The sequence below is a fragment of the Pseudoalteromonas luteoviolacea genome, assembly GCF_001696455.1.
GTDB lineage: Bacteria > Pseudomonadota > Gammaproteobacteria > Enterobacterales > Alteromonadaceae > Pseudoalteromonas > Pseudoalteromonas luteoviolacea_C.
Genome location: NZ_MAUJ01000009.1, coordinates 30,832 through 54,951, shown reverse-complemented (window position 1 = coordinate 54,951; position 24,120 = coordinate 30,832). Strand labels below are relative to the sequence as shown.

At 44.0% G+C, this 24,120-nt stretch carries 21 protein-coding genes; 7 read left to right on the top strand and 14 right to left on the bottom strand.

Features of this window, described 5'->3' with window-relative positions; translation table 11 throughout:
- Nucleotides 1–77: 77 nt before the first annotated feature.
- Complete coding sequence (locus A7985_RS20730; protein WP_065792373.1) at nucleotides 78–4,118, top strand: S8 family serine peptidase; 4,041 nt, start codon at nucleotides 78–80, stop codon at nucleotides 4,116–4,118.
- A gap of 182 nt (nucleotides 4,119–4,300) precedes the next feature.
- Here A7985_RS20730 and A7985_RS20725 read toward each other — a convergent pair whose 3' ends face one another.
- A complete protein-coding gene (locus A7985_RS20725; protein WP_065792480.1) occupies nucleotides 4,301–4,732 on the bottom strand; it encodes a DUF2721 domain-containing protein in 432 nt (143 codons plus the stop codon).
- A gap of 26 nt (nucleotides 4,733–4,758) precedes the next feature.
- Nucleotides 4,759–5,268 carry a TlpA family protein disulfide reductase gene (locus tag A7985_RS20720; protein WP_065792372.1) on the bottom strand — a complete coding sequence of 170 codons (510 nt, stop codon included), beginning with the start codon at nucleotides 5,266–5,268 and terminating at the stop codon, nucleotides 4,759–4,761.
- 98 nt (nucleotides 5,269–5,366) lie between these two features.
- Between A7985_RS20720 and A7985_RS20715 the strand changes: the two genes are divergently transcribed.
- On the top strand, nucleotides 5,367–5,792 hold the full coding sequence (locus tag A7985_RS20715) for a YqaA family protein (protein ID WP_065792479.1): 426 nt from the start codon (nucleotides 5,367–5,369) through the stop codon (nucleotides 5,790–5,792).
- Between the two features lie 38 nt (nucleotides 5,793–5,830).
- On the opposite strand, the gene folX is transcribed toward A7985_RS20715, so the two are convergent.
- The 6 genes from folX to A7985_RS20685 form a co-directional block, all read right to left on the bottom strand.
- Nucleotides 5,831–6,202 (bottom strand): dihydroneopterin triphosphate 2'-epimerase, encoded by a 372-nt coding sequence (gene folX, locus A7985_RS20710; protein ID WP_065792478.1) that lies wholly within the window; start codon nucleotides 6,200–6,202, stop codon nucleotides 5,831–5,833.
- A 19-nt stretch (nucleotides 6,203–6,221) separates the two neighbouring features.
- On the bottom strand, nucleotides 6,222–6,779 hold the full coding sequence (gene folE, locus A7985_RS20705) for a GTP cyclohydrolase I FolE (protein ID WP_065792371.1): 558 nt from the start codon (nucleotides 6,777–6,779) through the stop codon (nucleotides 6,222–6,224).
- A 66-nt stretch (nucleotides 6,780–6,845) separates the two neighbouring features.
- A complete protein-coding gene (folM, locus tag A7985_RS20700) occupies nucleotides 6,846–7,553 on the bottom strand; it encodes a dihydromonapterin reductase (protein WP_065792370.1) in 708 nt (235 codons plus the stop codon).
- Nucleotides 7,554–7,803: 250 nt separating this feature from the next.
- A complete protein-coding gene (nadE, locus tag A7985_RS20695; protein ID WP_065792369.1) occupies nucleotides 7,804–8,640 on the bottom strand; it encodes an ammonia-dependent NAD(+) synthetase in 837 nt (278 codons plus the stop codon).
- Nucleotides 8,641–8,730: 90 nt separating this feature from the next.
- Complete coding sequence (locus A7985_RS20690) at nucleotides 8,731–9,345, bottom strand: YceH family protein (protein ID WP_065792368.1); 615 nt, start codon at nucleotides 9,343–9,345, stop codon at nucleotides 8,731–8,733.
- 106 nt (nucleotides 9,346–9,451) lie between these two features.
- On the bottom strand, nucleotides 9,452–12,781 hold the full coding sequence (locus A7985_RS20685) for an ATP-binding protein (protein ID WP_065792367.1): 3,330 nt from the start codon (nucleotides 12,779–12,781) through the stop codon (nucleotides 9,452–9,454).
- 241 nt (nucleotides 12,782–13,022) lie between these two features.
- On the opposite strand from A7985_RS20685, the gene A7985_RS20680 reads away from it, so the two are divergent.
- Nucleotides 13,023–15,329, top strand: coding sequence for a penicillin acylase family protein (locus A7985_RS20680; RefSeq protein WP_065792366.1), 2,307 nt, complete (start codon nucleotides 13,023–13,025; stop codon nucleotides 15,327–15,329).
- 15 nt (nucleotides 15,330–15,344) lie between these two features.
- Here A7985_RS20680 and A7985_RS20675 read toward each other — a convergent pair whose 3' ends face one another.
- Both A7985_RS20675 and A7985_RS20670 read right to left on the bottom strand, forming a co-directional pair.
- Complete coding sequence (locus A7985_RS20675) at nucleotides 15,345–16,415, bottom strand: GGDEF domain-containing protein (protein WP_065792365.1); 1,071 nt, start codon at nucleotides 16,413–16,415, stop codon at nucleotides 15,345–15,347.
- Nucleotides 16,416–16,511: 96 nt separating this feature from the next.
- Nucleotides 16,512–17,384, bottom strand: a complete 873-nt coding sequence (locus tag A7985_RS20670) for a DMT family transporter (RefSeq protein WP_065792364.1) — start codon at nucleotides 17,382–17,384, stop codon at nucleotides 16,512–16,514.
- A gap of 291 nt (nucleotides 17,385–17,675) precedes the next feature.
- Between A7985_RS20670 and A7985_RS20665 the strand changes: the two genes are divergently transcribed.
- Nucleotides 17,676–18,056, top strand: a complete 381-nt coding sequence (locus A7985_RS20665; protein WP_065792363.1) for an MAPEG family protein — start codon at nucleotides 17,676–17,678, stop codon at nucleotides 18,054–18,056.
- Here A7985_RS20665 and A7985_RS20660 read toward each other — a convergent pair.
- Nucleotides 18,012–18,764, bottom strand: a complete 753-nt coding sequence (locus tag A7985_RS20660; protein WP_256096817.1) for a pseudouridine synthase — start codon at nucleotides 18,762–18,764, stop codon at nucleotides 18,012–18,014. The two genes, A7985_RS20665 and A7985_RS20660, sit on opposite strands and share 45 nt — an antisense overlap.
- A gap of 127 nt (nucleotides 18,765–18,891) precedes the next feature.
- On the opposite strand from A7985_RS20660, the gene A7985_RS20655 reads away from it, so the two are divergent.
- From A7985_RS20655 to A7985_RS20645, 3 genes are all read left to right on the top strand, one after another.
- On the top strand, nucleotides 18,892–19,197 hold the full coding sequence (locus A7985_RS20655; protein WP_065792362.1) for a DUF6482 family protein: 306 nt from the start codon (nucleotides 18,892–18,894) through the stop codon (nucleotides 19,195–19,197).
- Nucleotides 19,198–19,334: 137 nt separating this feature from the next.
- On the top strand, nucleotides 19,335–20,174 hold the full coding sequence (locus A7985_RS20650) for a glycosyltransferase (RefSeq protein WP_065792361.1): 840 nt from the start codon (nucleotides 19,335–19,337) through the stop codon (nucleotides 20,172–20,174).
- A 103-nt stretch (nucleotides 20,175–20,277) separates the two neighbouring features.
- Nucleotides 20,278–20,994, top strand: a complete 717-nt coding sequence (locus A7985_RS20645; RefSeq protein WP_065792360.1) for a hypothetical protein — start codon at nucleotides 20,278–20,280, stop codon at nucleotides 20,992–20,994.
- 28 nt (nucleotides 20,995–21,022) lie between these two features.
- On the opposite strand, the gene A7985_RS20640 is transcribed toward A7985_RS20645, so the two are convergent.
- The 3 genes from A7985_RS20640 to A7985_RS20630 form a co-directional block, all read right to left on the bottom strand.
- Nucleotides 21,023–22,177, bottom strand: coding sequence for a retropepsin-like aspartic protease (locus A7985_RS20640; RefSeq protein ID WP_065792359.1), 1,155 nt, complete (start codon nucleotides 22,175–22,177; stop codon nucleotides 21,023–21,025).
- Nucleotides 22,178–22,203: 26 nt separating this feature from the next.
- The gene (locus A7985_RS20635) at nucleotides 22,204–23,085 is read right to left on the bottom strand and encodes a dTDP-4-dehydrorhamnose reductase family protein (RefSeq protein ID WP_065792358.1); all 882 of its coding nucleotides are present in this window, start codon (nucleotides 23,083–23,085) and stop codon (nucleotides 22,204–22,206) included.
- Between the two features lie 291 nt (nucleotides 23,086–23,376).
- The gene (locus A7985_RS20630; protein WP_065792357.1) at nucleotides 23,377–24,078 is read right to left on the bottom strand and encodes an HAD-IA family hydrolase; all 702 of its coding nucleotides are present in this window, start codon (nucleotides 24,076–24,078) and stop codon (nucleotides 23,377–23,379) included.
- Nucleotides 24,079–24,120 lie beyond the last annotated feature (42 nt).

Genomic DNA, 24,120 nt, shown 5'->3' with positions numbered 1-24,120 from the left:
CACATTATATTGATGATTGATTCTACTCTCTAAATATAAATAAACACCAAATTAAACAACAAGTCCTAGGGGAAACTATGGCCAAGTATTCATTTAAAGCGACAGCGGTAGCTATGGCTGTCTCAGGTGCTCTTACAGCAGCGTCAGTAAGTGCTGCATCACTAGAGACCAATACAACTCGTTTAGCTAATACAGTAGTAGCAGAAGTAGACCAAGCTGCTCTTAAAGAAAACCGTGCAGAAGCATTTCTAGTTGTTCTTAAGCAAGACACTGCTGCAGACCTAATGGTACGCGGTAACTACTCATCTAGCGACGCGCGCGCAACATATGCTTCTATCGAAGCTGCACAACAAGACGTAACTGAGCAACTAGTTGAACAAATTGCAGATGTTAAGGTTGTTGGTTCAACTAAAATCTTAGCGTCAACACTAATCGTTGAAGCATCTGAAGAAGCACTAGCGCAAATCAAGAAAAACAAAAATGTAGAGCGTGTTCTTCCTCTTCGTGATTATGAGTTGCACGTAGCTGATGCAAACGAGTACATCAAAGCAGCGCCAGTTAACTTGGCAGGTTACACTGGTAAAGGTCAAAAAGTAGCGGTACTTGATACTGGTATTGATTACACACACAAAGTGTTCGGCGGTGCAGGCACTAAAGAGGCGTACGAAGAAGCGCAGTCTGATCCAAGAGCGGTAACTTGGCCACAGGGTCAAGTAGTTGGTGGTTACGACCACATGCGTGATGATCCAGATCCAATTGAAAGCGATCCTAACTTCCCTGATCCAACTAGCCCAGATGACGGTGCTTCTTCGCACGGTACTTCTGTATCTCACTCTGTAACCGGTATTGCTCCAGATGTTGAACTATATGTTTACTCTGTGTGTGGCGGTGGTTGTCCGTTTGCAGCACAGCTAGGTGCACTTGAAGATGCAATGGATCCAAATGGAGACGGCGATATCAGCGATCGTGTTGACGTAATCAACATGTCACTAGGTGGTGAATTCGGTTCTACTGAAACGTCTGCTATCGATGGTACTCAATACCTTATTCATAAACTAGTTAAGCTAGGTACAAACGTTGTTATCTCTGCAGGTAACGATGGTAACCACCCATTCCGTATCGGTGGTCCAAGTACGACACCTAACGCATTATCTGTAGGCGCAATGGGTCACCCAACTATCAATGACTTATTCGCTGTTGGTACAGTAGATGGTAACCGTGTTGAAGTGGGTACAGCTGGCTTTGGTCCACAAGACCCGTTCTCATTCTCTAACGAAGACACAGAGCTTGTATACCCAGATGCAAACCAAGATGGGTGTGCTGCATTTGGTGACGACGTTGACTTTACTGGTAAAGCAGTGCTAATCGACCGTGGTGCATGTGCATTCGTAACTAAAGCATTAAACGCGCAAGCGAAAGGTGCTAAGTACGTTATCATCGCAAACAACGTTGCTGGTGGTGCACCAGGTCTTGGTGGTACAAGTGATGAAGTAACTATCCCAACTATTTCTGTAACTCAGGATACAGGTACAGCAATTAAAGCAGTATTAGCTACATCGCAACAGCCTACATTTAACTTTGGTGTAGAATCACACTTAGCAATCGATACTGTTGCTGACTTCTCTTCACGTGGTCCTTCAATGGACGGCCTACTTAAGCCAGAAATCACAGCTCCTGGTGTAAATATTCAGGTTGCTGCGACGGGTACTCAAGACCAATTAGCAGGCGCTACAGGTACTTCATTCTCTGGTCCGATTACAGCAGGTGCGGTAGCACTAGTACGTGAAGCACGTCCTGAGCTATCTGCTGAAGAAGTTAAAGCTGTACTAATGAATACAGCAAACCTAAATGTCATCATGGAGCCTGCAACGCTAAATGCTAACGCAGAGCTAGCACCTATCAGTTTAATTGGTGCTGGTCTTGTTGACGTTGAAAAAGCAGTTGCTTCAGAAGCGGTTGCATGGGTTGAGCAAGAAAGATTTGACACAAATCAAGGTGCATTGTCATTTGGCTTTGATGTAGTTGAAGAAACAACGTCATACACTAAAACTGTAACCTTGAAAAACTTCTCATCAGAAGCGAAGACTTACGCGCTATCTAAAGTTGCACGTTTCGCAAACGATGACGCTACTGGTGCACTTAGCTGGGACTTCCCTGCTGAAGTTTCGGTACCAGCAGGTCAAGCGGTTGAGTTTGATGTAACAATTACTATCGACCCAAGCAAGCTACCTGAGTGGGATCTTCCTAACCCACAATCTGCAAATGACCTAGCAGCACGTGCAAGTGCACTAACTGTTTCTGAGTTTGATGGTGCGCTAGTATTCAATGATGCGTCAACGGACAGCGACCACGATTTACACTTAGTTTACCACGTGCTACCTAAAGCAAGCGAAGCGGTAACATTGAGCTACGACGATGCTGACCGTCTAATGGTAACTAACACTGGTTTCACTGAGATCAATGTCACTACGGACCAACTAGTTGCTTCTAATGACTCTGACTCAGGTGACAAGCCATTTGCGATTCAGGGCGTTACTTTCAACGTATTTGCAAATGATAACTGTAGCTCAGGCGCATTCTTTACAGGCTCAATCGTACTTGATGATGAGCTACTAATGCACCGTCAAGCTGGTTACCAGATGAACCTAGACATCAACAACGATGGTGTTTATGACTATGCTCTAGCGAACTACAACGATGTAGGCCGCAGTGCAGCAGTTATCGGCCGTGCACGTACAGTAAGTGGTCAGATTGTAGATGGTGCTCCTCAATGGGCATTCTTAACAGGTATGCTTCACGAAGGTGGTAGTAACACAATCACATTCACTGGTTGTTCAAACTTAATCGGTCTAGATACAACCAACCTAGGTCAAGAGATGCGTATTGAAGCATCTGTAGGTTACGATAACTATCAACTAGGTATCTCTACAGTGACTGATACATTAGCGGGTACGACTACATTTGCAACGTCTAACGCGCAGCTAGAAGACAAAGATGGCAACGCTATTACTACTCTAGCACCAGGTGCGGTTGCATATGTAAACTCTGCGTCTGCATTTGCTCTAGCAAGTAACGATGGTGTTGTAGAAGCTATCACAGCACAAGATCTAGCTGGCCCAACAGAGCCTGCGACAGTTGCTCCTAAAATTGTAGAAGCGATGTTTGACGTTGCTGAAAACACAGCTACAGGTACTGTATTTGGACAAATCGAGTTGGTTGAACAAGACCACACTGTTGCGGTTTCTGAATTCTTCGTACGTTCAAGCACACATGCTGGTATTTCAGTTTCTAAGTCTGGTGAGCTAGTAGTTGCTGATGGCGCATTACTAGATTACGAAGAAGCGTACATGGCAACACTATCAGTTGTTGCGATTGACGTGAAAGGTAACATCTCAAGCGAAGCTGAAATTTCAGTTAACATCACAAACGAAGTTGATACTGATGATGAGAAGCGTCCAGCAGTTGCTGAAGGCCAAGAGTTTGACGTAAAAGAAAACGTTGCAGCTGGTACAGAAGTTGGCATGCTTGAGTTCATGGACCAAGACAACAACGTTGCTTCATTCAAAGTTGATGGTTCTAGCGCATTTGCAATCGATGCTGAAGGTAAAATCACTGTTGCTGGTGAAGTTGACTTTGACCTAGGCGCGAAGCAAGAAGTAATGGTAACTGCGGTTGATGCGGATGGCCTTGAGTCAGAAGCGGTAACAGTTGTATTCAACGTTGAAGAAGATCAGCTTGAAGGCAAGCCAATGATTGATGAAGGTCAAAGCTTCAACATCGAAGAAAATAGCCCAGTAGGCACTGTAATTGGCACTATCGCATTCTCAGACTTCGATAACGACGTAACTGAGTTTGTAATCACTGGTACAACACTTGTGTCTGTCAATGCAGAAGGTCAACTTGCTGTTGCAGGTAACCTAGACTTCGAATTCGATCGTCAGTTCAGCTTCGACATCATGGCGAAAGACGCAAAAGGCAAGTACTCAGATAAAGTACGTGTTGAAATGCGCGTAATTGATGTTGCAGAAGACGATGGTGATGACGATTCAGGTTCACTAGCTTGGTTGACTCTACTAGCTGCACCATTTGCTGCACTACGTCGTCGCAAGCAAAAGTAATCTGCTAACCATTAGCAATCATAAATAGAAAACACCGGCATTAGCCGGTGTTTTTTTATGTTTAAATTTTGACGACGAGTAAATAGGTTTCAATTGAGCGTAAGACTCCCGCTGCTGGATGGGCGGTTTCGAACGGCGTCAAGCTTCAAGTTGTGCTTACTCTTACTGGTGGATGATAAAAGTTAGCCAATATCTTTAAAGATCATTCCGCGTCTCATACTCCTTGTGGCGAGCATGACTTCAGCAAGCAAAGAGATAAAAGCACCGATCAGTAATAACATTGCGGCAATAAAACAACTCGATACAGTGATACCCAACGGCCAGGTATAGAGGTGAGAGACGAATAACAAAACGACGACTGCACAGACCATGAGTGCACTTAATACACTCATGCTGAACGCGATATGGATACAGCGAGAGCGCTTCAACAGTGCACGCATTTCTTGAGTTAGCGTAAAGTGTAATGTTTCATCGGGGTTGGCGTTGAGCTTTCGGTCTAAGAGTCTTGCCCTGTCAGTGATCCGAGCTAATCGGTTAGAGAGCACCCCTAAAAAAGCCGCGATACCGGTAAGCAAAAAAACGGGGGCGACGGCCGTTTGAATGACCTTCGCCATCGTAAGTATATTGACGACATCTGAAGTTAGTTCCACGTTACTTGCTCGATAATATTTTCACTTTCTCCAATTAAAGTTTTAACCACACGGTTGTTTTCATCAAGTAGGATCAGTCGTGGGATGCCTTTATTGGCATATTGATTGTATATTTGCCTATCTTCATCTGCGATGAGCGGTACCGTAACACGATAGTTTTTTGCAAACTCGATAAGCGCATCGGGTTTTTCTTCTCTTCCGATAGCCAGTATGGTGAGGGTATCGTCATGGATTAACTCGGACGCATTTAATTCATTGAAGGTTCGCTTGGAGTCTGAACACCATGTTGCAAAAAGTATGATGAGTTTGTTGCCTGGTTTTTGAGATAAGTCAATTGAGCGACCAGAGACATCTTGAAAGTGAGTATGTTTAAAGGTCTCTCCATGACTGATATAGGTTTCATAGGTAGGGTTAGGCGTAGTGGATTCCGTCGTACCACATGCTGCAATAGATAGACAAAACGCCCCAATTGTTGCTGTGTTTATACATCTTTTTATCATTGTTACTGTCCTTATGTTAGGCTGGCCCTATTTAGGCGTATTTTCTGGCACAAGGCAAGCCTTGTCATGTGTTGTGGCTAGCGGACTTATCTTTATTTATGGTCTATTTGAGTATCTTTTTTAGTGCATTCATCTCTGCAACGTTATTACCAGCCTCATCTGAACTCTTGTTGTCAGGAATGGTGGCAAAGCAAATGGGCGCAATAGCCCCATTATGGCTCTTTGCAACACTGGGTAATGTACTCGGTAGCTGTGTGAATTATTATTTAGGCACACGCGTCGAAGTATTAAGTCATTATCGTTGGTTTCCGGTGTCGGAAAGGAGTTTGGCAAAGGCGCAAGTGCATTACCAAAAATATGGTCCATTGAGTTTACTATTCGCGTGGCTGCCCATCATAGGTGATCCGCTTACCTTGGTTGCGGGTGTCTTTAAAGTCCGTTTCAGTCTGTTTTTGCTGTTGGTTTCAGTGGGTAAAGGGTTGCGATATGCGCTCGTTATCGCTTTGGCAGTGGGCGTGTTTTAAGGCACGGCGTCTCATATTGCTAACGCCGTGCGGGGTAATTACTGGTTAAGTGCCTTTGTCCACTCTAATGTAAGAGACACAGAGTCCGCGAAACGCAGCGCATGGGGTTTATCTACACGGACCCGAGCAAAGGTGACGTCAGGGTGCTGGTGACACTGCTCTAAAATATCCGCGACCAATTTTTCTAGTAGTAAGAAGTGCCCATCCTCAACGAGTTTAATCACAGCTTTGGTAATTGTTTTGTAATTGAGTGCATGCTCCACTTCATCCTGTTGCAAGCATTCGGTATCAGCCGGGTAGTGGATCTCAATGTTGATAACCACATCTTGTTTTTTTTCACGTTCCTCTTCGTTAAAACCAATAAATGTTCTTAACCTGAGATTCGTAATGTTAATAATCGCGTTATGCATCATGGCATATCCTTGCAATTTAGCTGTGTTTTACAAGTTGTAAAAACTCATTTCTTGTCTTCGCATCTTCTCTGAAGTTGCCGAGCATCACTGAAGTGCGCATTTGCGAATTTTGCTTTTCAACACCTCGCATCATCATGCACATATGTTTTGCCTCGACAATGACACCGACACCTCTAGCGCCAGTGACTTCTTCGACCGCTTTCGCTATTTGGTGTGTCAACTGCTCTTGGATTTGGAATCGACGAGCATACATATCTACAATACGCGCAAACTTTGACAAGCCTAACACCTTACCATTTGGAATGTAAGCGATATGGCAGCGGCCAACAAAAGGCAGTAGGTGATGTTCGCACATTGAATACAGTTCAATATCTTGGATCAATACCATGTCATCTGCATCAGATGTAAACACGGCATTATTGGTAATTTCCGATAGAGTTTGCCTGTATCCTTGAGTGAGATATTCCATGGCTTTGGCAGCGCGTTTAGGTGTATCTAATAAACCTTCTCTATCGCAGTCTTCACCAACCGCGTTAATGATCTGTTTGTAACTGTTTTTTAATTCATCATGCATAATATGACTCGCAATTCTTTGATAGAGCAATTCGCAGCGGCGTGAGGCGCTGATATGCTCCAATATTTACTTTAAGTGTCTGCCGCCGTCGACGGCAAGTGTTCTACCTGTTATATAGCTGCTGTTTAACAAAAGCTCTATAGCTGAAATCACTTCCTGACATCCAGGCTCTATCCCCATCAATGATTTTTTGAGGGTTTTTTCTCTGTATGCAGCGTCATCGTGGTCGTTAAATATGATTAACGACGGCGCAATTGAGTTGACCTTGATCTGAGGGGCATATTTGGCAGCAAAAGAGCGGCTTAAATTATCGAGCGCGGCTTTACTGGCTGCATAGGCAATATGCTTTGGACTACCTTTTTCAGCGACATAGTCCGTGATATGAACAATGTCTGCACACTCATTGGATGCCTTTAACAAGGGAGCGAGTGCCATGTTCAGTAGGTAAGGTGTCTTAGCATGGATCTGCATCATGTTGTCAAATAGAGCGTGATGGTCAGGATTCAGTTTTTCGCAGTCCCAGCTAGAGGCGTTATGGATAATAGCTCTCAGCTGCGGGGAGTGCGCTTTTATTTGTGATACGAGATTGTCGATGGCTTGAGGGTTGTCAAAATCGACTTGAATACACTTCACACCTTGCGCTTCTAAGTTTGAAACTACGTCGTGCTTGGTCCGATACGTTATGATGACTGGGATGTCTTGGTCGATAAAATATTTTGTAATAGCAAGGCCGATGCGCTGTGCACCACCCGTGATTAAAATCGGGGCTTTCATGGTGTTTCCTTTGTGTAGTGGCACTGTTATTGTGGCCCTCACCCGCTTAGTGGTAAATCCAGCAGACGTGCTTTTCCAATCTCTCGTCTTCAATTGGCAGTTAAATACGAGTTAGAAAGACTTTGTGATCACTAAACTAGCATGAGTTTTCTGTGGCTGTACACAATTAGTGTTATTAAAGTGTTAATAACGATGTTAAGGTGAGCGCCCTTTGAACAATGCGTCGCAAAGTTCAAAGGCGATGGAGACGTTACTCTGCGTCATAAATGGTTGGGATAGGCTGACGCTTGTGCTGTGTGCGCTGATAAATTTCAATTAACTTACTTTCTACAGCCTCAGACACCGGCTTGCCCTCTAAAAAGTCGTCGATGTTGTCATAACTTAATCCCAGAGCATCTTCATCAGTTAACCCTGGTCTATCGCACTCTAGGTCGGCTGTCGGCACTTTATTAACCAGCTGTCCCGGTGCACCTAAATATGCAGCCACAGCTCTTACTTGGCGCTTAGACAAGCCAAATAAAGGCGCTAGATCGCAAGCGCCATCACCAAACTTGGTATAAAACCCTGTGATATTTTCAGCGCTATGGTCAGTACCCACAACCAGACCTTGGTTTAGTCCTGCAATTTCATATTGGGCAACCATACGTTGGCGAGCTTTCACATTCCCTTTGATAAAATCAACCTGAGCTTGCTGTGGTAATGGCAGCTTAGCATCTTTCATGGCCAGTAAGGCTTGCTCATGTAAAGCATCCGCCGCTGGCTTAATATTTACCGTAAGTCTTTGGCTTGGTTTAATAAAGTCCATTGCAAGTTGGGCTTCATCTTCATCTGCTTGCACGCCGTAAGGCAAACGCATCGCAATAAATTGATAGGTTTTCTCACTTTGTTGTTGATTTAATTCATCAACAGCAAGTTGGCAAAGGCGTCCACATGTCGATGAATCAACGCCACCACTAATACCGAGTACCAAACTGGTACAATGGGATAACAGTAAACGCTGTTTAATAAACTGCACGCGTCGTGTCACTTGTTCGGCAACATCAATCGTGGGTTGAACTTTCATTTCGGCAATAATTGCTTCGCGCATTGGAAATCCTCTGGCCTAATTTTATTTTATGTATTGCAGTTTAAATGATCCTAAAGTCTCGGAGCAATGGCGTTTTTCTAGATATATCGGTCAAAGCCCAAGATGTTGCTTAATTATGTTTAACTCAGCTTTTAACTGGTTAATTTCATCTAGCAAGGCAGTGAGTTCTTTTGGCTCATCTAATGGTTCTTGAGCATTTTGTTGCACTTCAGCATCACCAAACAAATGCTGATAACGGCTCTCACGTTTGCCGGGCTCTCTGGGTAATTTGACGACCAGCTCTTGTGCTTGTAACTCAGAAAGGGCTTGTTCGACTTCGGCAACATTACTAAACTCAGCGAGGCGACCACTACGCGTTCTCAATTCTCCGGGCGTTTGTGGACCACGCAAGAGCATTAAACAGACAATTGCGCGCTGCTGTTCATTCAATTGTAAGCTACTGAATTCGGTATTACAGAAGCGATGTGTATACTTTGACACTCGGCCTGAAAGGGCTTCGTCACACATCACTAGCCGACGACTTTTTAGTTGCTCAAGCCCATCAAGCACGTCAGCTTCGCTCAAGGACAAAACAGGTTCACGATTTGACTTTTGATTGCAGGCGTTGGTCAATGCATTAACCGATAAAGGGTATTGATCTGGGGTGGTTGTTTCTTTTTCTAGTAGGCACCCAATTAGCCTTTGTTCAATATGACTGAGTTTCATAGATTTCCTTTTTAATGCTTTATACAACTTGAAACACATATTTAGTGCGCAATGACTGAGCCAAAGAATGCCCTGAAAAGCGCAAAATGCATCCCCAAAATTAAACTTACTCTATGCTATTTATAGACATTTTCCTAGCGGTACTCGTCCATTCTCGCAGTGCTTTGGTCAATAGTTCAAAATTAATTGGCTTACTTAAATAGGCATCCATTCCGGCTTCGAGGCATTTTTCTTCATCTCCTTCCATGGCGTTCGCTGTTAGAGCAATGATCACTGAGTCTTGATGCAGTTCACCGCATACCCCTTTGCGAATTTCTCGTGTCGCGGTGTAACCGTCCATTTCGGGCATTTGGCAATCCATTAAAATCACATCATACACCGTCTCTGATGCTTCTAAACATGCCAATGCAAGTCGACCATTTGCAGCGCAGTCAACGTTTGCACCGAGTTTATTTAAGAAGCTTAACGCAACGGTTTGATTAATTTTATTGTCCTCAACCAATAGCACTCTACAGCCCAGTTTGACGTCTGCTTGGGCATGCAATTGAGTTGAGTCATTTTGTAGTAAAGCCAAGGCATTTGCAGGGGTGAGCGGTGCCAAAAGGGTATTGCTACTATTGAATTGCGGGTGGGCAGACAGTTCATCCAATGTATGGCATAAAATGGCATATTTAAGATTGTTTTTCTTGATCAAGTTCAGTAGCGCTTGCGAGTCCAGTTCTGAACTTTGTGTCAATATCGAAGCGGTAATGATAAAAGCTGGCTGAATATTATGTTGCGACTCGATAAAGTCGAGGGCCTCGGGCACTTGCACAAAGTGTTCTGTTGGGATCCGCCATGCATTCAGCATATGGCGTGCACTCAACTCGGTTTGCGGGTGCTGATCTATGATTATGAGGCAATTGCTGGCACTGTCGATGGCTTCAATGGGTTTGGCATTTTGCAGTTCGATGTAAAAAGTAAAGGTACTACCGACATCCAGTTTACTGTAAGCATGCAGCGCACCTCCCAGTAATTCACAAAGTTGCTTGGCGATGGTCAGGCCCAACCCGGTTCCACCAAACTTACGCGTGGTTGATAGGTCGGCTTGCGTAAATGACTCAAAGATTTTATCGAGTTGTGCTTTACTGATACCGATGCCAGTGTCTTCAACACTGCACCACAAACGTGTGCTTGAGTTGGTTTGTTCGGTATAACAAGTCAGCGTGATCTTACCGTTTTCAGTAAATTTAATGGCGTTACTGATTAAGTTATTCAGTACTTGTTTTAGGCGATGGGGATCCGTTTTTGCAAACTGACACTGCATGTTACGACTATCTAAAAACAGCTCGGTGTGCTGCTCAATCGCTTTGGGTGCAAATGCCGCGAAACAATCACTGATAATTTGTACGAGGTCAACTTCGACCAAGTCGACGGTCATTTTTCCTGCTTCAATTTTCGAAAAGTCTAAAATATCGTTGATGATGGTGAGCAATGACTCCGCGGAGCTTTGCGCAAGTCCAAGGTGGCGCTTTTGGCCATCATTTAAGTTTGAACTGGCTAGCACATCGAGCATGCCTAAAATTCCATTCATAGGTGTGCGAATTTCATGGCTCATGCTGGCAAGAAATGTGGCTTTTACTTTTGCAGATTGTTCAGCAAGCTCTTTATCCATGATCGCCTTATTTTGCGCCTGCTGCTGTTGTTGACTGCTATACAGGCTCGCGATCATGGCCGCAATGGCTTTGAGAAATCGTCGATCACTTTGTGTCCATTGAGGATAAGAGGCATTAAACTCCGCACTCAATACGCCAAAAATATTGTCCTTGAATAGAATGGGCATAAACACAATGGCATCAATTTCAAATGGCGATAGGTATTGCTCTGCAATTGATCGGGTGACTGCGTGGCTGGTTGCGGCCCATGCCTCAACGGGACTTTTCTCTAATAGGGCATTAAATAAAGCCGATTGCGAGGCTTTTCGCCAAGGTGGAAAGTGTTGTAGCCGATCCTTTTTGGTGTTACTAAAACACACTGGGTACAAATGTGTTTGTTCATGATTAAACAGCCATATGCTGGCTCTGTTGGCATTTACCCCTTGGCAGACAATATCTATACAGAGTTCTTGAGCGCGATCTAAGTGGTTGTTTAGGATTGCTTCATGTGTACTCAGTTGTGCCAGTAATTCATTGTTCTTGGCAACTTTTTCATGTTCAACTTCCATGGTTTTACGGTCATGAATGTTTTGGATTGAACCAAAAACTTCCAACGTTTTAGCGCCCACTCTTTTGGTTTGAGCTTTTATTAATACCCAGCAAGGAGGTTTACCTTTAGGGACTATTAAAAACTCTCCTTCAAACGGCATGCCTTTTTTGATTGTTTTGCCCATTTCGTCTTGAAACTTTTTCCGTTGTGCGCCTTCTTTAAAAAACTCAGTGCTTCCCATCCAAGAGGGTTGATAGTGTTGGGGCACATTGAAAATTTGCTGAGTGACGGTAGACCAGCTAATTTTGTGATTGTCTAAATCGACAGACCAAGCCCCGACCTGTGCAAGTGATCCCATACTGGTGAGTGAGTTGGCCTGATCTTCAAGTTGCCGTAAGAGACGTGTAAAAAACACAAACGCGATGACAAAAAATATCACGATGATGACCAAAGCTAAACGAAATGGCCAAAGAGCAGAGTCTTCGCCTGACCAGCCAAAGCGTGGTGCAGCGTACAGTATCCATGAGCCTGAAGGAACGTTGATATTAAAGGCCAGAGGGTTTAGGCGGTGGATATCACTTGACCCATAAAAGTAGGCACCTTGCTCGCCGAGAGCGTGTTGCCCCTGAATGGCGATTTCATAATTGTCTTCAAGTTCATCGATACGGGCGCTGGCATACAGCTTACCCATGTCAATGACCACAGATAATAATCCCCAAAATGTTTTTTCTGGCGTAAATACTGGCACTCGTGCAATCAGGGCTTCACCACCTTGCATGAGCTCTAAAGGCCCTGCCAAGACAATCTTGCCGCTTTCTTTGGCTTGCAGGGCTTCTTTACGTTGTGTTGGGTGGGTGAGGTAATTAAGCCCGAGTGCGCGCTCATTGCCTTTGAGCGGGTATACAAATTGGATGATCATATCTGGCGCTGCACCTAAGTTGCGCAGGACGTCTTCGGAGTCAAACAACGGCGCCGCGATACGCTCAAACTCTTGTTGTGTCAGTGAGTTGTTATTACCCAAGGCAATCGCTAAGCCTCTGACTAACTGTATGTTGGCTGCTAGCTTTCCCTCTATCCGTGTTCTATACACATTCACATGCTCATAAGTACTATTTTTTTGTACTTCAATCATATGCTTGTGATTAACACGATCGATATACCATCCTGTGGCCACAATGATAGCGAGCAATAGGATTACGCTGAGTTTTGAGAGAAATGCTTTCCTTTGCGGTACAACCGTCTCTGTTTGCATGTCTTTTCAATAGATTCCATGAATATATTAACTATAGTTGCCTGAGCTTGAAGTCGCCAAATCCACAGAAACTTTAAGTTGCATTCAATTTGGTGCAACCTAGATGCTTTATGATGTCAGCGCAATGTGATTGCGTTATCTTTTTGCTTGCTTTCAGACAACTTGCTATACATACGAGGGCAAAGTTTTTAGCGTCGGTATGAGGCATGTTGATTTGCGTCTCTAAATGTAAGGAAAGTCTATGTTGAAATGGTTTAAAATTTTGTTCTCTATTGGCATTCTCGCAGGGTTGGCAATGACTGCAGCGGTGTATGGCGTATTGTCACTGAGCTTACCCGCCTTAGATGGCCGAGGGTATAGCGGGACATTGGATGCGCCATCGCAATTGAGTCGTGATCAATTGGGGCATGCGATCATCCGCGCGCAGAGTCGTACTGATGCAGCGTATGTTATGGGGTATGCACATGGTCAAGACCGCTACTTTCAAATGGATTTATTACGTCGAAATGCCGCAGGCGAGCTGAGCGAATTGTTTGGTGAAGCTGCATTGTCACTAGATAAAGCAATGCGATTTCACCAGTTTCGTCAGCGCAGTGAGAAAATCATTGCGGCGATGAATGAACAGGAGCGTCAGTTATTAGAAAGTTATGCCGATGGCGTCAATGAAGGGCGCGCGCAATCTGGTATGCCAAGTTTCGAATACCTTTTACTTGGGGCCGATGCTAGGCCATGGCAACCCGCGGACTCCTTACTTGTAATTTTCAGCATGTATTTGGATTTGCAAGCAGCGACATACAAAAGAGATAAGACGCTCATTCACATTGCAGAGCTCTTTGGTCAAGACATGGTTGATTTTATTCTACAACCGAGTACTTATCAGGCTGCCTTGGATGGCAGTAAAATAACCGCTGCTGAGGTTAATATTCCTGACTTAGCATTTGACAGAAAAGAGGTTGCGTACCGACAAATTGCACCTTCTTTGCTTTATGGGAGCAACAATTGGGCAGTTATGGGGAGCCTGACCTCGACTGGGGCTGCAATGGTGTCTGATGATATGCATTTGGGGCTAGATGTCCCGTCCATTTGGTATCGTGTGCAGCTCAATTATGACACCAAGTCGGGTGAAGATGTGCAAGTGACTGGTGTGAGTTTACCGGGTGTGCCAGCGGTCGTGGTGGGCAGCAATGATCATATTGCATGGGGTTTTACAAATGGGTACTTGGATACAGCGGATTGGGTTGAGCTGACACACAGTGACCCAATCAGCAAAGTGCCTCAAACTATCCTTTTGCCAAATGCGCAGTCACATAACTATGAATTGATGATGAGCCAATTCGGGCCAGTTAAGTCATTAAATGGCAAGCAATATGCGCTTCAGTGGGTAGCACATCAGCCTTATGCGGTGAATCTGAACTTATTACAATTTGAGACCGCAAAATCAGTTGATCAGGCACTAAGCATCGCGAGCAATGTTGGTATTCCTGTACAAAATTTAATGGTTGTTGATGGTCAAGGTAATGCAGCTTGGCAACCTACAGGAGCATTGCCCTCAAGGGTGTTTCCTAATGACCTTGCTGTAGCTCCTGCGCGCGCTGAAGCTGAACTTTGGCGCGTAAATGAACAAAACCGTCCGCGGGTTGTTAACCCTGAAAATGGCAAATTATGGACTGCCAATTCTCGAGTAATGTCGGCGATGGATCATCGCCGTTTTGGCGATGGCGGTTATGCATTGGGTGCACGAGCACAGCAGATCAGAGATCGCTTATTTGCGCAGCAGCAATTTGCAGAGGCCGACTTTAATGCACTGCAATTAGACAATGAAGCCCGGTTCCTCATGCCTTGGCACGCACTATTGACTGCGACACTGGAGCGTGCGCAAGCACAAGACCATGCACAAGCTCTGAGCCATTTAAAGGCCTGGCAAGGGTGTGCGTGCAGTGATTCGATAGGGTATACGCTAGTTAAGTATTTTCGCGCCTCTGTCATTGATCTTGTTTTTGCTCAGCTTGAGCATCGCCTTCAAAAGGAAAAAGAAACGCTTAGCCACTTAACCCGATATTTAGAACCGGCTTTGTGGCAATTAATCGAAAAGCAACCTGAGAGTTGGCGCAGTGGCTATGACTCTTGGCAGGCACTGTTAGAAGACGCCCATAATCAAAGCAAGCAAAACCTGACACAAAAACATGGCAGCAATATGATTGATTGGCAGTGGGGTAAAGTAAATGCGTTGACGGTTCAACATCCCTTTAGCAAGCAAATGCCAGTACTGAGTCGCTTTTTAGATATGCCAACAGCACCAGGATTTGGTGATTCTTATATGCCAGCGGTACAAAAGCGCAGTTTTGGTGCGTCGCAGCGATTTATTGCTCAGCCAGGTCACTTGCATAAAGCGGTCATGACAGTGGCTGGTGGACAAAGTGGTCACCCTCTTTCACCATACTATAGAAGCGGGTTTACGGCTTACGCACAAGGGCAATTAACGCCGTTATTACCTGGTGGGGTTGTTCACACAATTGAGCTTTTACCGGCCAGCCATGGGCAGCCGTAATGAAACAGTGATGCACTAGTCTAAGCTGGATGTGTGGCTGGGAGTTGTCGCCGTTGTGCAGTTACGACCCCTGGCCTTACTTGCATAGAGTGCGTCGTCAGCAAGTTGCACTGCGACGCTAAAAGGGAGTGCGGGATGCCACTGCGCGACGCCAAAGCTCATGGTGACTTTGAGGGTATCCCCGTAAAATTCATGCATCGCAATATCGCGGCGAATGTTCTCCGCCCGAGCTTGGGCTTGTTCAAGATCGCAGTTAACCAACACAAGCAAAAATTCTTCGCCACCCCAGCGCACTGCGATGTCTGAATTGAGCACATATTTAGACAGTCTCAATGCAACGTCTATCAATACTTCATCTCCGGCATCATGACCAAACTTATCATTCACTGCTTTGAAATGGTCAATATCCGCCATGATCACACACATTTGTCTGGAAGTTGCTAAGCAATCTTCTTGCGCGTTATTGATCAGCTCCTTGGCGTATCGACGATTGAACAAATTTGTAAGGGGGTCTTTTGCAGCCAGAGTAGCTAATTGATAGCGGTGAGAGAAAGTGATTTCACGAATATGGCCAATAGTGTAAATAGAAGGCAGTCCACATATTAAAACATTGATAAAGTGAATATACGGTGCCCATTGGCTGAATATAAATGTATTCGGTACGTTGTCGAACAATTCAAATAAAGTGGCAAAAGTAATAACCAGGCCCAATGCCAACATAGAAGCGAACTTTAATTTGAGGCGATAATCGAGAAGAATAAGGCTTGCAATCGTCCAAAGGTAATATTGGAATCCGTATGCCATACCTAAGGTGGCGCAAACTAAGACTGAGTGTAAAGTGACTTCAAGGCAGAATAGGCGCAGTGCTATATGGCTTCTTTGCTGATGCAAGAAATAGATACCGAGCGCCCAAAGCGACACACTGCCGATGTTTACGAGTGCTAAAAAGGACACGTCGCAATACCAAAAAAAGAAAACTAAGAAGCTATGTAGCGCACAGCAGTAATAGGCGAGCTGCTTAAAGAGTCTATTTTTAACCTGCTCAACCGCATCGGGTTTACTGAAGTAATGCTGACTGGTTGGCACACAGATCCTAACGATATTGACGAGTTACTGTTCAGTATAGGTGAAGGATCCGACAGTGAAAAATATCACTCAGAAAATGGAGGCATATTTTCGTCGTCAACTCATCATGACCAAGGTGGCTGCGATAGCAATGAGAATGAGACCCAGTGTATCGCGTTTCTTTGGTGGTGCTTTTAGCCACAGTGCGGCGATCAAAATCGTAAAGAAGACTTCTATTTGGCCCAGCGTTTTGACATAAGCTACATGTTGCAAACTCATTGCACTGAACCAGCCAATGGAGCCAATACAACTTGTCACACTCACCAGTACCGTTAATGACAGCTTCTGTTTAAGTACTTGCCAAGAGTGTGCTTCTTTAAACGTAATGTAAAGGCTCAGCAGCAGAGTTTGACAACTTAATACCCAAAGGAGTACCCAGCCCGCACTATGGGGAAATGGCAATGCACTTGCTAAGCTGGCTTCTCTTACCCACAATGATGTCAGCGCGAAGCAAGTGCCGCAGGCAAGCCCCAATACAGCGGTCCTGATATTGAAGTTTTGAAGGCTAAAGCCACTCAGAATGAGCACTGCCGCAGCACCAATCAAGACACCTACCCAACCTAAAAAAGTCAAAGTAGAGCCAAAGAAAATCATCCCTAATATAGCCGCGACGATGGCCTCGCTTTTGGCTAAGCCAGCGCCGATGGCAAAACTTTTTTGCTTAAATAAGACGACCATCAAGGCTGTTGCGACGATTTGCATCACACTTGCGGCAACAACATAGCCAATAAAATGGTTATTTATTTCAAGCTGTGGGGCTGGTTGAATTAGGTAAAGTAAGAATAGGTAGAGCCCTGCCAAAGGAAGTGCAAAGATAAATCGCGCTAATGTGACGGCGGCGACACTAGCATGCTTACTTAGTTTACTTTGCAATGCGTTGCGCCATGCCTGACTAAACGCGGCGAGGCAAGTAAAGAATATCCATCCCATGGTTGGCTCTAAATTTGGAAATTTTTTACTAAACTACTATTGTTGTTGATAGTTTTCGAATGAAAAATTGTGATGTTGAGAATTTTTCTTGGCTATATTGAGTTGTGCGACAATCTGTCGCAGTGTGGTTTTATCGTTATGTGCTTATACTTGAGATGATGTTACTCGTAAAGCCACAGGGTGTTTTAAAGTGGCTTTACTTATTTCTCCCCCCTCAGACTCATAATTTTCCGTTTTAAAACACGCCCTAAAAGTGATAAACGCCGTTACATCTAAAATAAGGAAATCGCTATGGATTTGATAATTAGCTGTGCTTTAGTAAGTATGCTGTTGCCGTACTTAGCAAAAATCCCCGTGATCGTTGAAATGAACAAGCTAGGGGGGTACAACAATAAGCAACCAAGAGCTCAGCGTCGGCTATCTGGAAAGGGCGCGCGTGCAGTGGCTGCACACTACAACTGCTTTGAGTCTTTGGCCGTTTTCGCTGTGGCACTAGCTGTCGTGTTTGGTACTAATTCAATCACAAGTACCATTCAGTGGTTGGCGCTGACACACATTATTGCACGTGTTTTGTACTGCGTTTTTTATTGGTTTGACCTTGACATATTACGCTCCACAACTTGGTTGTTAGGCGTCGCGTGTCCGGTAGCGATGGTTGTGCTCAGTTTTTGAGGGAGCTAAAGTTAATTGTTCTAATTTGATTTGGCGAACGTCGCCTTCAGCAAGCACGTGAGGGTCAAGTGTGAGGTTAGCGATACGAATGCGGTTGAGATCGATAACACGTCGACCACAGTATTTTGCCATTTTTCTTATTTGGCGATTGAGCCCTTGTTTTAAAATTATGGAAAAGGTGGCCGAATCAAGTTGTCGTACTGCGCAAGGCAACGTGATTTGGCCATCAATGGGTACGCCTTGTGCCATTTGATGACAAAATTGCGCGTCTATGTCTCTATCAACCGTAACGATATATTCTTTTTCTTGGTGGTGATCGGGGTGTATCAGCTTATTGCATAGCTCACCGTCATTGGTGAGTAAGAGTAATCCACGGCTGTCTTTATCAAGCCGCCCGATTGGATACACTCTAGGCCCATTTGGCAGATGGTGGATTAAACTATGCGGGTCTTGCGCATTGAGTTTGCAATCTATCCCCACCGGCTTATGGTAAAGATACAGTTGCTTTTCTGCCAGTCCAGAAACGCGTTTACCTGATACGAAGACTGCGTCTTGATCGTTGACATGGTCTATATGATTGGCTGGTCGGCCATTGACTTGCACTTGCCCTTGTTCAATAAGCCTTGACGCCTGACGTCTAGAGCATACACCACAATGGCTTAAATACTTTGCTAGGCGCATAGGTGGTGTATGGTGTGGTTCAGACATAAACGACTCACTTCGGTAAAACAAACGGTGAGTATATCAAATTCAGAAGGTGATTTATGGGTTTCTATGGATAGAGGTTAATCCGCCTATGGTTCATAACCGTATATCCATAATTTGGAGCATGACAATGAAGATCACACTGGCAGCGCTGCATGACATGCAACCGGTCACCAAATTCGTAGCAAACTCATTAGATGTTGCTTTGTATCAGTTGATAGCGTGTGTGGGAGAAGCTGAATATATTGTTGTTGACAAAGAAGGGGATGCCATTCGCGCGCGCAACCCGTTAGCACTGCAAAAATTAGTGCGCCATATTGCCTACCATCAAATGACCATTCGCCATCAAAGTGCCTACGATGAAATGATTGGTCAGCCTATGCGTAAAGGCAGTAACCAACTCGAAGTCCCGTTTGGGGATAATAAATTGTATTAAGTTATGCGCACTCACTTTAAACTTTTTACCATTGATTGAACTTATCAAGTTAGTGGCCGTCAATGAGACATACTTTATTACGGCTAGAATTGTTGTAACCTCAATTGATAGTCATGTGCAATGTGTAGGGAAAAAGAGTGAACAAAGTCATTTTTACACTGGCAATAGGGGGCAATCCTATGTATCAAGCTGCTATTCACAGTTTTCGTCACTATGCTGAAAAAGTAGGGGCTGATTTGGTTGTGGCTGATGCATTAACTTTTAAAGTTGATATTCAATCCCCCAAATTTGGCGCAAACCCAGCATGGGCTGAAAAACTGCGTATCGGACAGCTGCTAGATGAATATGACCGTGTTTTATATCTAGATGCCGATATTTTGGTGCATCCGGATACTGAGGATATTTTTCAAAAATATGATGACCTAGATACCGTTTACATGCTCAATGAGGGAGAAGTTTGCGCGCGTCATCATGAGAAATCGTTAATAGAAAATGTGCTGGGTGAAATTGATTGGCCAACTTTTAACAATAAACCGGTTTATTACAATGTTGGTGTGATTTTAGCCTCTAGAGGATGTCGCTTATTTGATTTTGCGACCCTATCTCGACTACAAGCAGTATGCAATGAAATCCGTTTTTATGAGCAAACCTTGTTCAATTATGAACTATTTCGCAATCATCTACGGCATCAGTCAATCAGCTCTGACTTCAATCGCATGGACATGTTCGGTAAAGACGATTATTGCCACAAAGGCTTTATTCACTACGCAGGAAAAGGGTATGCAAAGAACAATAGACGAAGAGATATACAATTTTTAAAAGACTTTGCTCATTTGTATCAAGACATAATCAACGAGCAAGAGATTAGTCGGTTGAAGCAGATTGCTTGGCAGCAGTTTTTAAATAAAGTGTATCAAAAGTACCCTTTACCCAATGCGCTGATCCGATTCTTGAGTACGCTCTTTGTACCAAGATAGCAGAGCCTGTAAAAAAATTACGAAACTTTTTGACTTAAATTTACACTTTATTAAAACAATCATAGATATTAAAGTTACACTTAAACTAACTTAGGTTAATTTGGTGTTACTTGTTGTGGAGATCAATAAATTACAGCTGGATTTAAATCAGTGTACTGATCTCGTGCGAGTAGGTGAGCAGCATGAGCGTGGTCACCTGATCCCCGCACGTGCTATCGCAAAAACAAAAACGTTACTGTCTTTGGGAGCGGATGAAAATTGGGCTTTTGACAAAGCGTTCCAACAGCTTAATCCCGACTGCAAAGTGGTTGGCGTAGACTATCAGTTGAGCTTGTCTTCAATTGTGAGTAGTGCACTGAGTAGTGGGGCTAAGTCCCTGCAAAGCGCCTTGTTTGGGCGATTAAAACAAAGTAAGTCTCATGTAAAAGAACTACTTAACCGCGTTTTACTGTATACCTTTTACAGTAGTGGCAACCGACTATTGCGTCGCCGAGTGAGTGATCATACTAATGAAGTGGATATTAGTTTAGAAACACTTATTGCTGTGTACGGGACTATTGAAGACAACGCCACTATGCTGAATATCAGCATGTCGTGTGATGAATATCACATGGTTGAGGACATTATTAAGTTAGAGAGCATGTTGAGTGTTGTAACCATTGAATTGTCACCAATACCAGACTGCATGTCTAAGGTTACTCAATTTATAGAGCGTATGTCTGAGCATTTTGAAGTTGTGCATATCTCCGGCGGCGAGATAGATGAAGTGAGTCATTCACCTCTTGAGTTGACTTTTATGAATAAAAGACTCTCAACCTAGTAGTCGCCACCTCAAGCACTGACCAAATTTATTGTCTAGGTTTGAGAATTAACTGTGCATTTTGCTGGTCAATTTCAAACTTAAAATGGCGCAAAAAATTCATGCCAAGTAACCCAGGCCCTTGCGTAGATGAGGTCATAACACCGAATTCGAAAGGTGTTTGCTGTTTAGATCCAATTTGGATCCCAGTACTTTGATAAAATGGAATTTCAACGACTCCATTTGCCGTGCTGACCCTTCGCGCGGTTAGAAAATTAACATCATAGGCAAGCAAGTCAAACTGCGTCGAAGTTAAGGCGGTAATACTGGCGCCTGTGTCTATCATTAAATCAATCTGCTGTCCGGCAATTCTAGCTTGTAGGATATAGTGCTCGCCGTGTCGAACGAGGGGGATTGTTTCAACTTGTTGATGTTTGCTGTTGAGCTCTGCAAGCAGGGGCGCTATCAGCTGATGTTGCTGCTGTTGTTTACTCAACTGGGTCAGTAATAACTCAGCTTCTAAATTATTCTCTAAAGCCAAGAAAGCCTTGGCAATGTGCGCAATTAACACCAAGTTGTCAGGCTGTTCACTTAACCAAATTTGGCCCTTTTCAATTAACTCATGCCAATTACTTTGCTCGAGTAGCTCGTTTAATTCCAAACTAATGAGTTCTGTGATGACCTCTTTGAGGTATGCATGCTCTGGATACTGTTGAAAAAGGCGGATATAGCGATAAATGGCCTCAACTCGCTCTCCTTGGGCGACAAAAATTTCTGCCTCAAATTGCAAGGCGACAAAATCGTTAGGTACGATGGAGAGGTAGTTTTGCACAAACAAAAGGTATTCAGCGAGTGCCGTGGAAGTTGCACTGTTTAGCGCGTTTTTTAGCTTATTGATCCAGTTATGCACCGTACTGGTTGATTGAGTGTGGGAAGTTGATGTCCGCCATTGACTCAGCGCGCCCAACAGGTCGCCATTTGCAAAACGCTGCTCTGCAGGATGATTTTTAGCTGGTGCAAAGGAGGCTTGATAGGGTGGTTTTTCACTTGTTTTAGCTGTGTCATTGGTCTTGGTATGTGTGACCAACACTGTTTCGAACTCATCATTAAACACACTCTTTAAAAACGAGTTAGGTCGTTGCCAATCTAAGTATATATTTAATGATAGGGAGCAAAGTAGGATTAAACTGAATATGGTTTTCATCGTTACAGGCTCCCTGATTATATATTTTATTGTGCAAGGTGAGGCGTTAATACTTGCTTGATGGCGTCAGCAAAATCGCGGGTAAATTGAATATTAAGTGCAGCTAACCGAGTATCTTTTAGGGCACAATTATAGGGCCTCATAGCGCTCTGTGTTGGTTCTGGGATAGAAACGAGGTCCTCAGGATCCCGGCCGACAGCATGTGCAATATGTTTGGCCATGTCATACTTGGTCATGGATTGATTGTCTGAGATATGGAAAATCCCGCTAATACTTGACTCTGGCTGTTGTAATAGTGCGTGCAAAGTGAGCGCGATATCTTCCACATGGGTTGGAAATCGAATTGCCCAATCATCGTGTTTACTGTTTGATTGCGCTAGGATCTGTTGCGCAATAACTGTGACCGCAGACTCTGCGAGATACTCTACTTCACCATACAGCACGGGCACGCGGATAATGGTGTGTCGTGCGCTATTGCTGAGAATCGCTTGCTCTGCTTGGGCTTTACTTTGTCCATAAAAATTGACAGGTGAGTGGCTTGAATTTTCAAGGTAAGGTGCCGATTTACCATCAAAAACATAGTCAGTACTGATAAATACAAAGTGAATTTTACGCGCTTTACATTGATTGGCGAGAAACTCTGCTGCTTTCACATTTAACGCAATCGTTGCCTGATGGTCGTTTTCACAGATATCTGGTTTTCTCTCTGCTGCGGCATGGATCAACACGTCGGGTTGGTGTTTGTCTAAAAAATTGACAATGGCCGTTTCTTGGTTCAAATCAAGTTGTTCAATAGGCGCTTTTGCTCTGCTGAAACCTGTGCCAATGACCGTATGTGATTGTGCGAGCACTTGCATGAGTGTGCGGCCTAACAAACCTGTCGCACCAGTGACAATTATCTTTTTCATAAACAGAGCTTAACCTCATCGTCTTTTGTTTCATCTTAACCTTGGAAGGCTGGGCATAAAAAGTAATATCGACAGTTTACTTAGTGAATTTTACACACCTTCGTTATTCAGATTGTAGAGTGTGCAAGTAAAAGGAACAAATAATATTAACGTTTCAAGACAGGTATGCGGTGGATGTTCGATGAGCAGTTCAGCCATAAATTAATCGTAAAAAAACAACGATGATGTTGGTTATTTTAAGCGGGCATAGCCCGCGAGTGATATGGCGCAATGAGTGGCTGCTAACTTACATTACTTTAAACAGGCGAGTTGGTGAATATCTTGGATCTCAATGTCTGCTAACCCTTTGTATGCATAGGTCGTTTGCTGATTGTCGAGCCATACGCTGTGGCAACCGGCTAAATTCGCACCTCGCACATCCGTGTCTAAACTATCTCCTATATGTAATATCTCTGATGGACTGACTTTGAGGTCTTGGCATGCACGCTCAAACAAGGCCGCGTCAGGTTTGGCTGCGCCATCAGGCCCCGCGAGGTAAACCCGCTCAAACACGCCTGCAAGATTGAACTTATCAACTTCTACATTGCCATTGGTTATTGCAATAAGCGTATACTTTTTTTTCAGTGCCAGTAGTAAAGATAGGACTGACTGCGCCACAGTAATGTTGCTGCGTGCATCGGCAAACGCTTGATAGGCATTCACTGAATGTCTTGCAATTTCTTTATTTTCAAGCCCTAACTGCGACATCCCATATTCAAGTGCTACTTTCCTCCAATTTGTGACATCATCTTTTAAATGTGGCTGAGTTTCACCAATATGCCGTCTGCACTTAAGCCAGTAGTCGCCTTGTTGATCAGCCCACTCGGGAACTGACTGCAAGTAACTTTGCATCGCTTGTATGGCATTTAGAATAATAGGGTGGTTATTGTAAAGTGTATCATCTAAATCAAAGCTTAAAACCTTGACAGGAGAAATGGCTTTATTAAATCGCATAGTACTCGTTGTGCTCTGTGCTGTGTCATTCTATTGTACGCG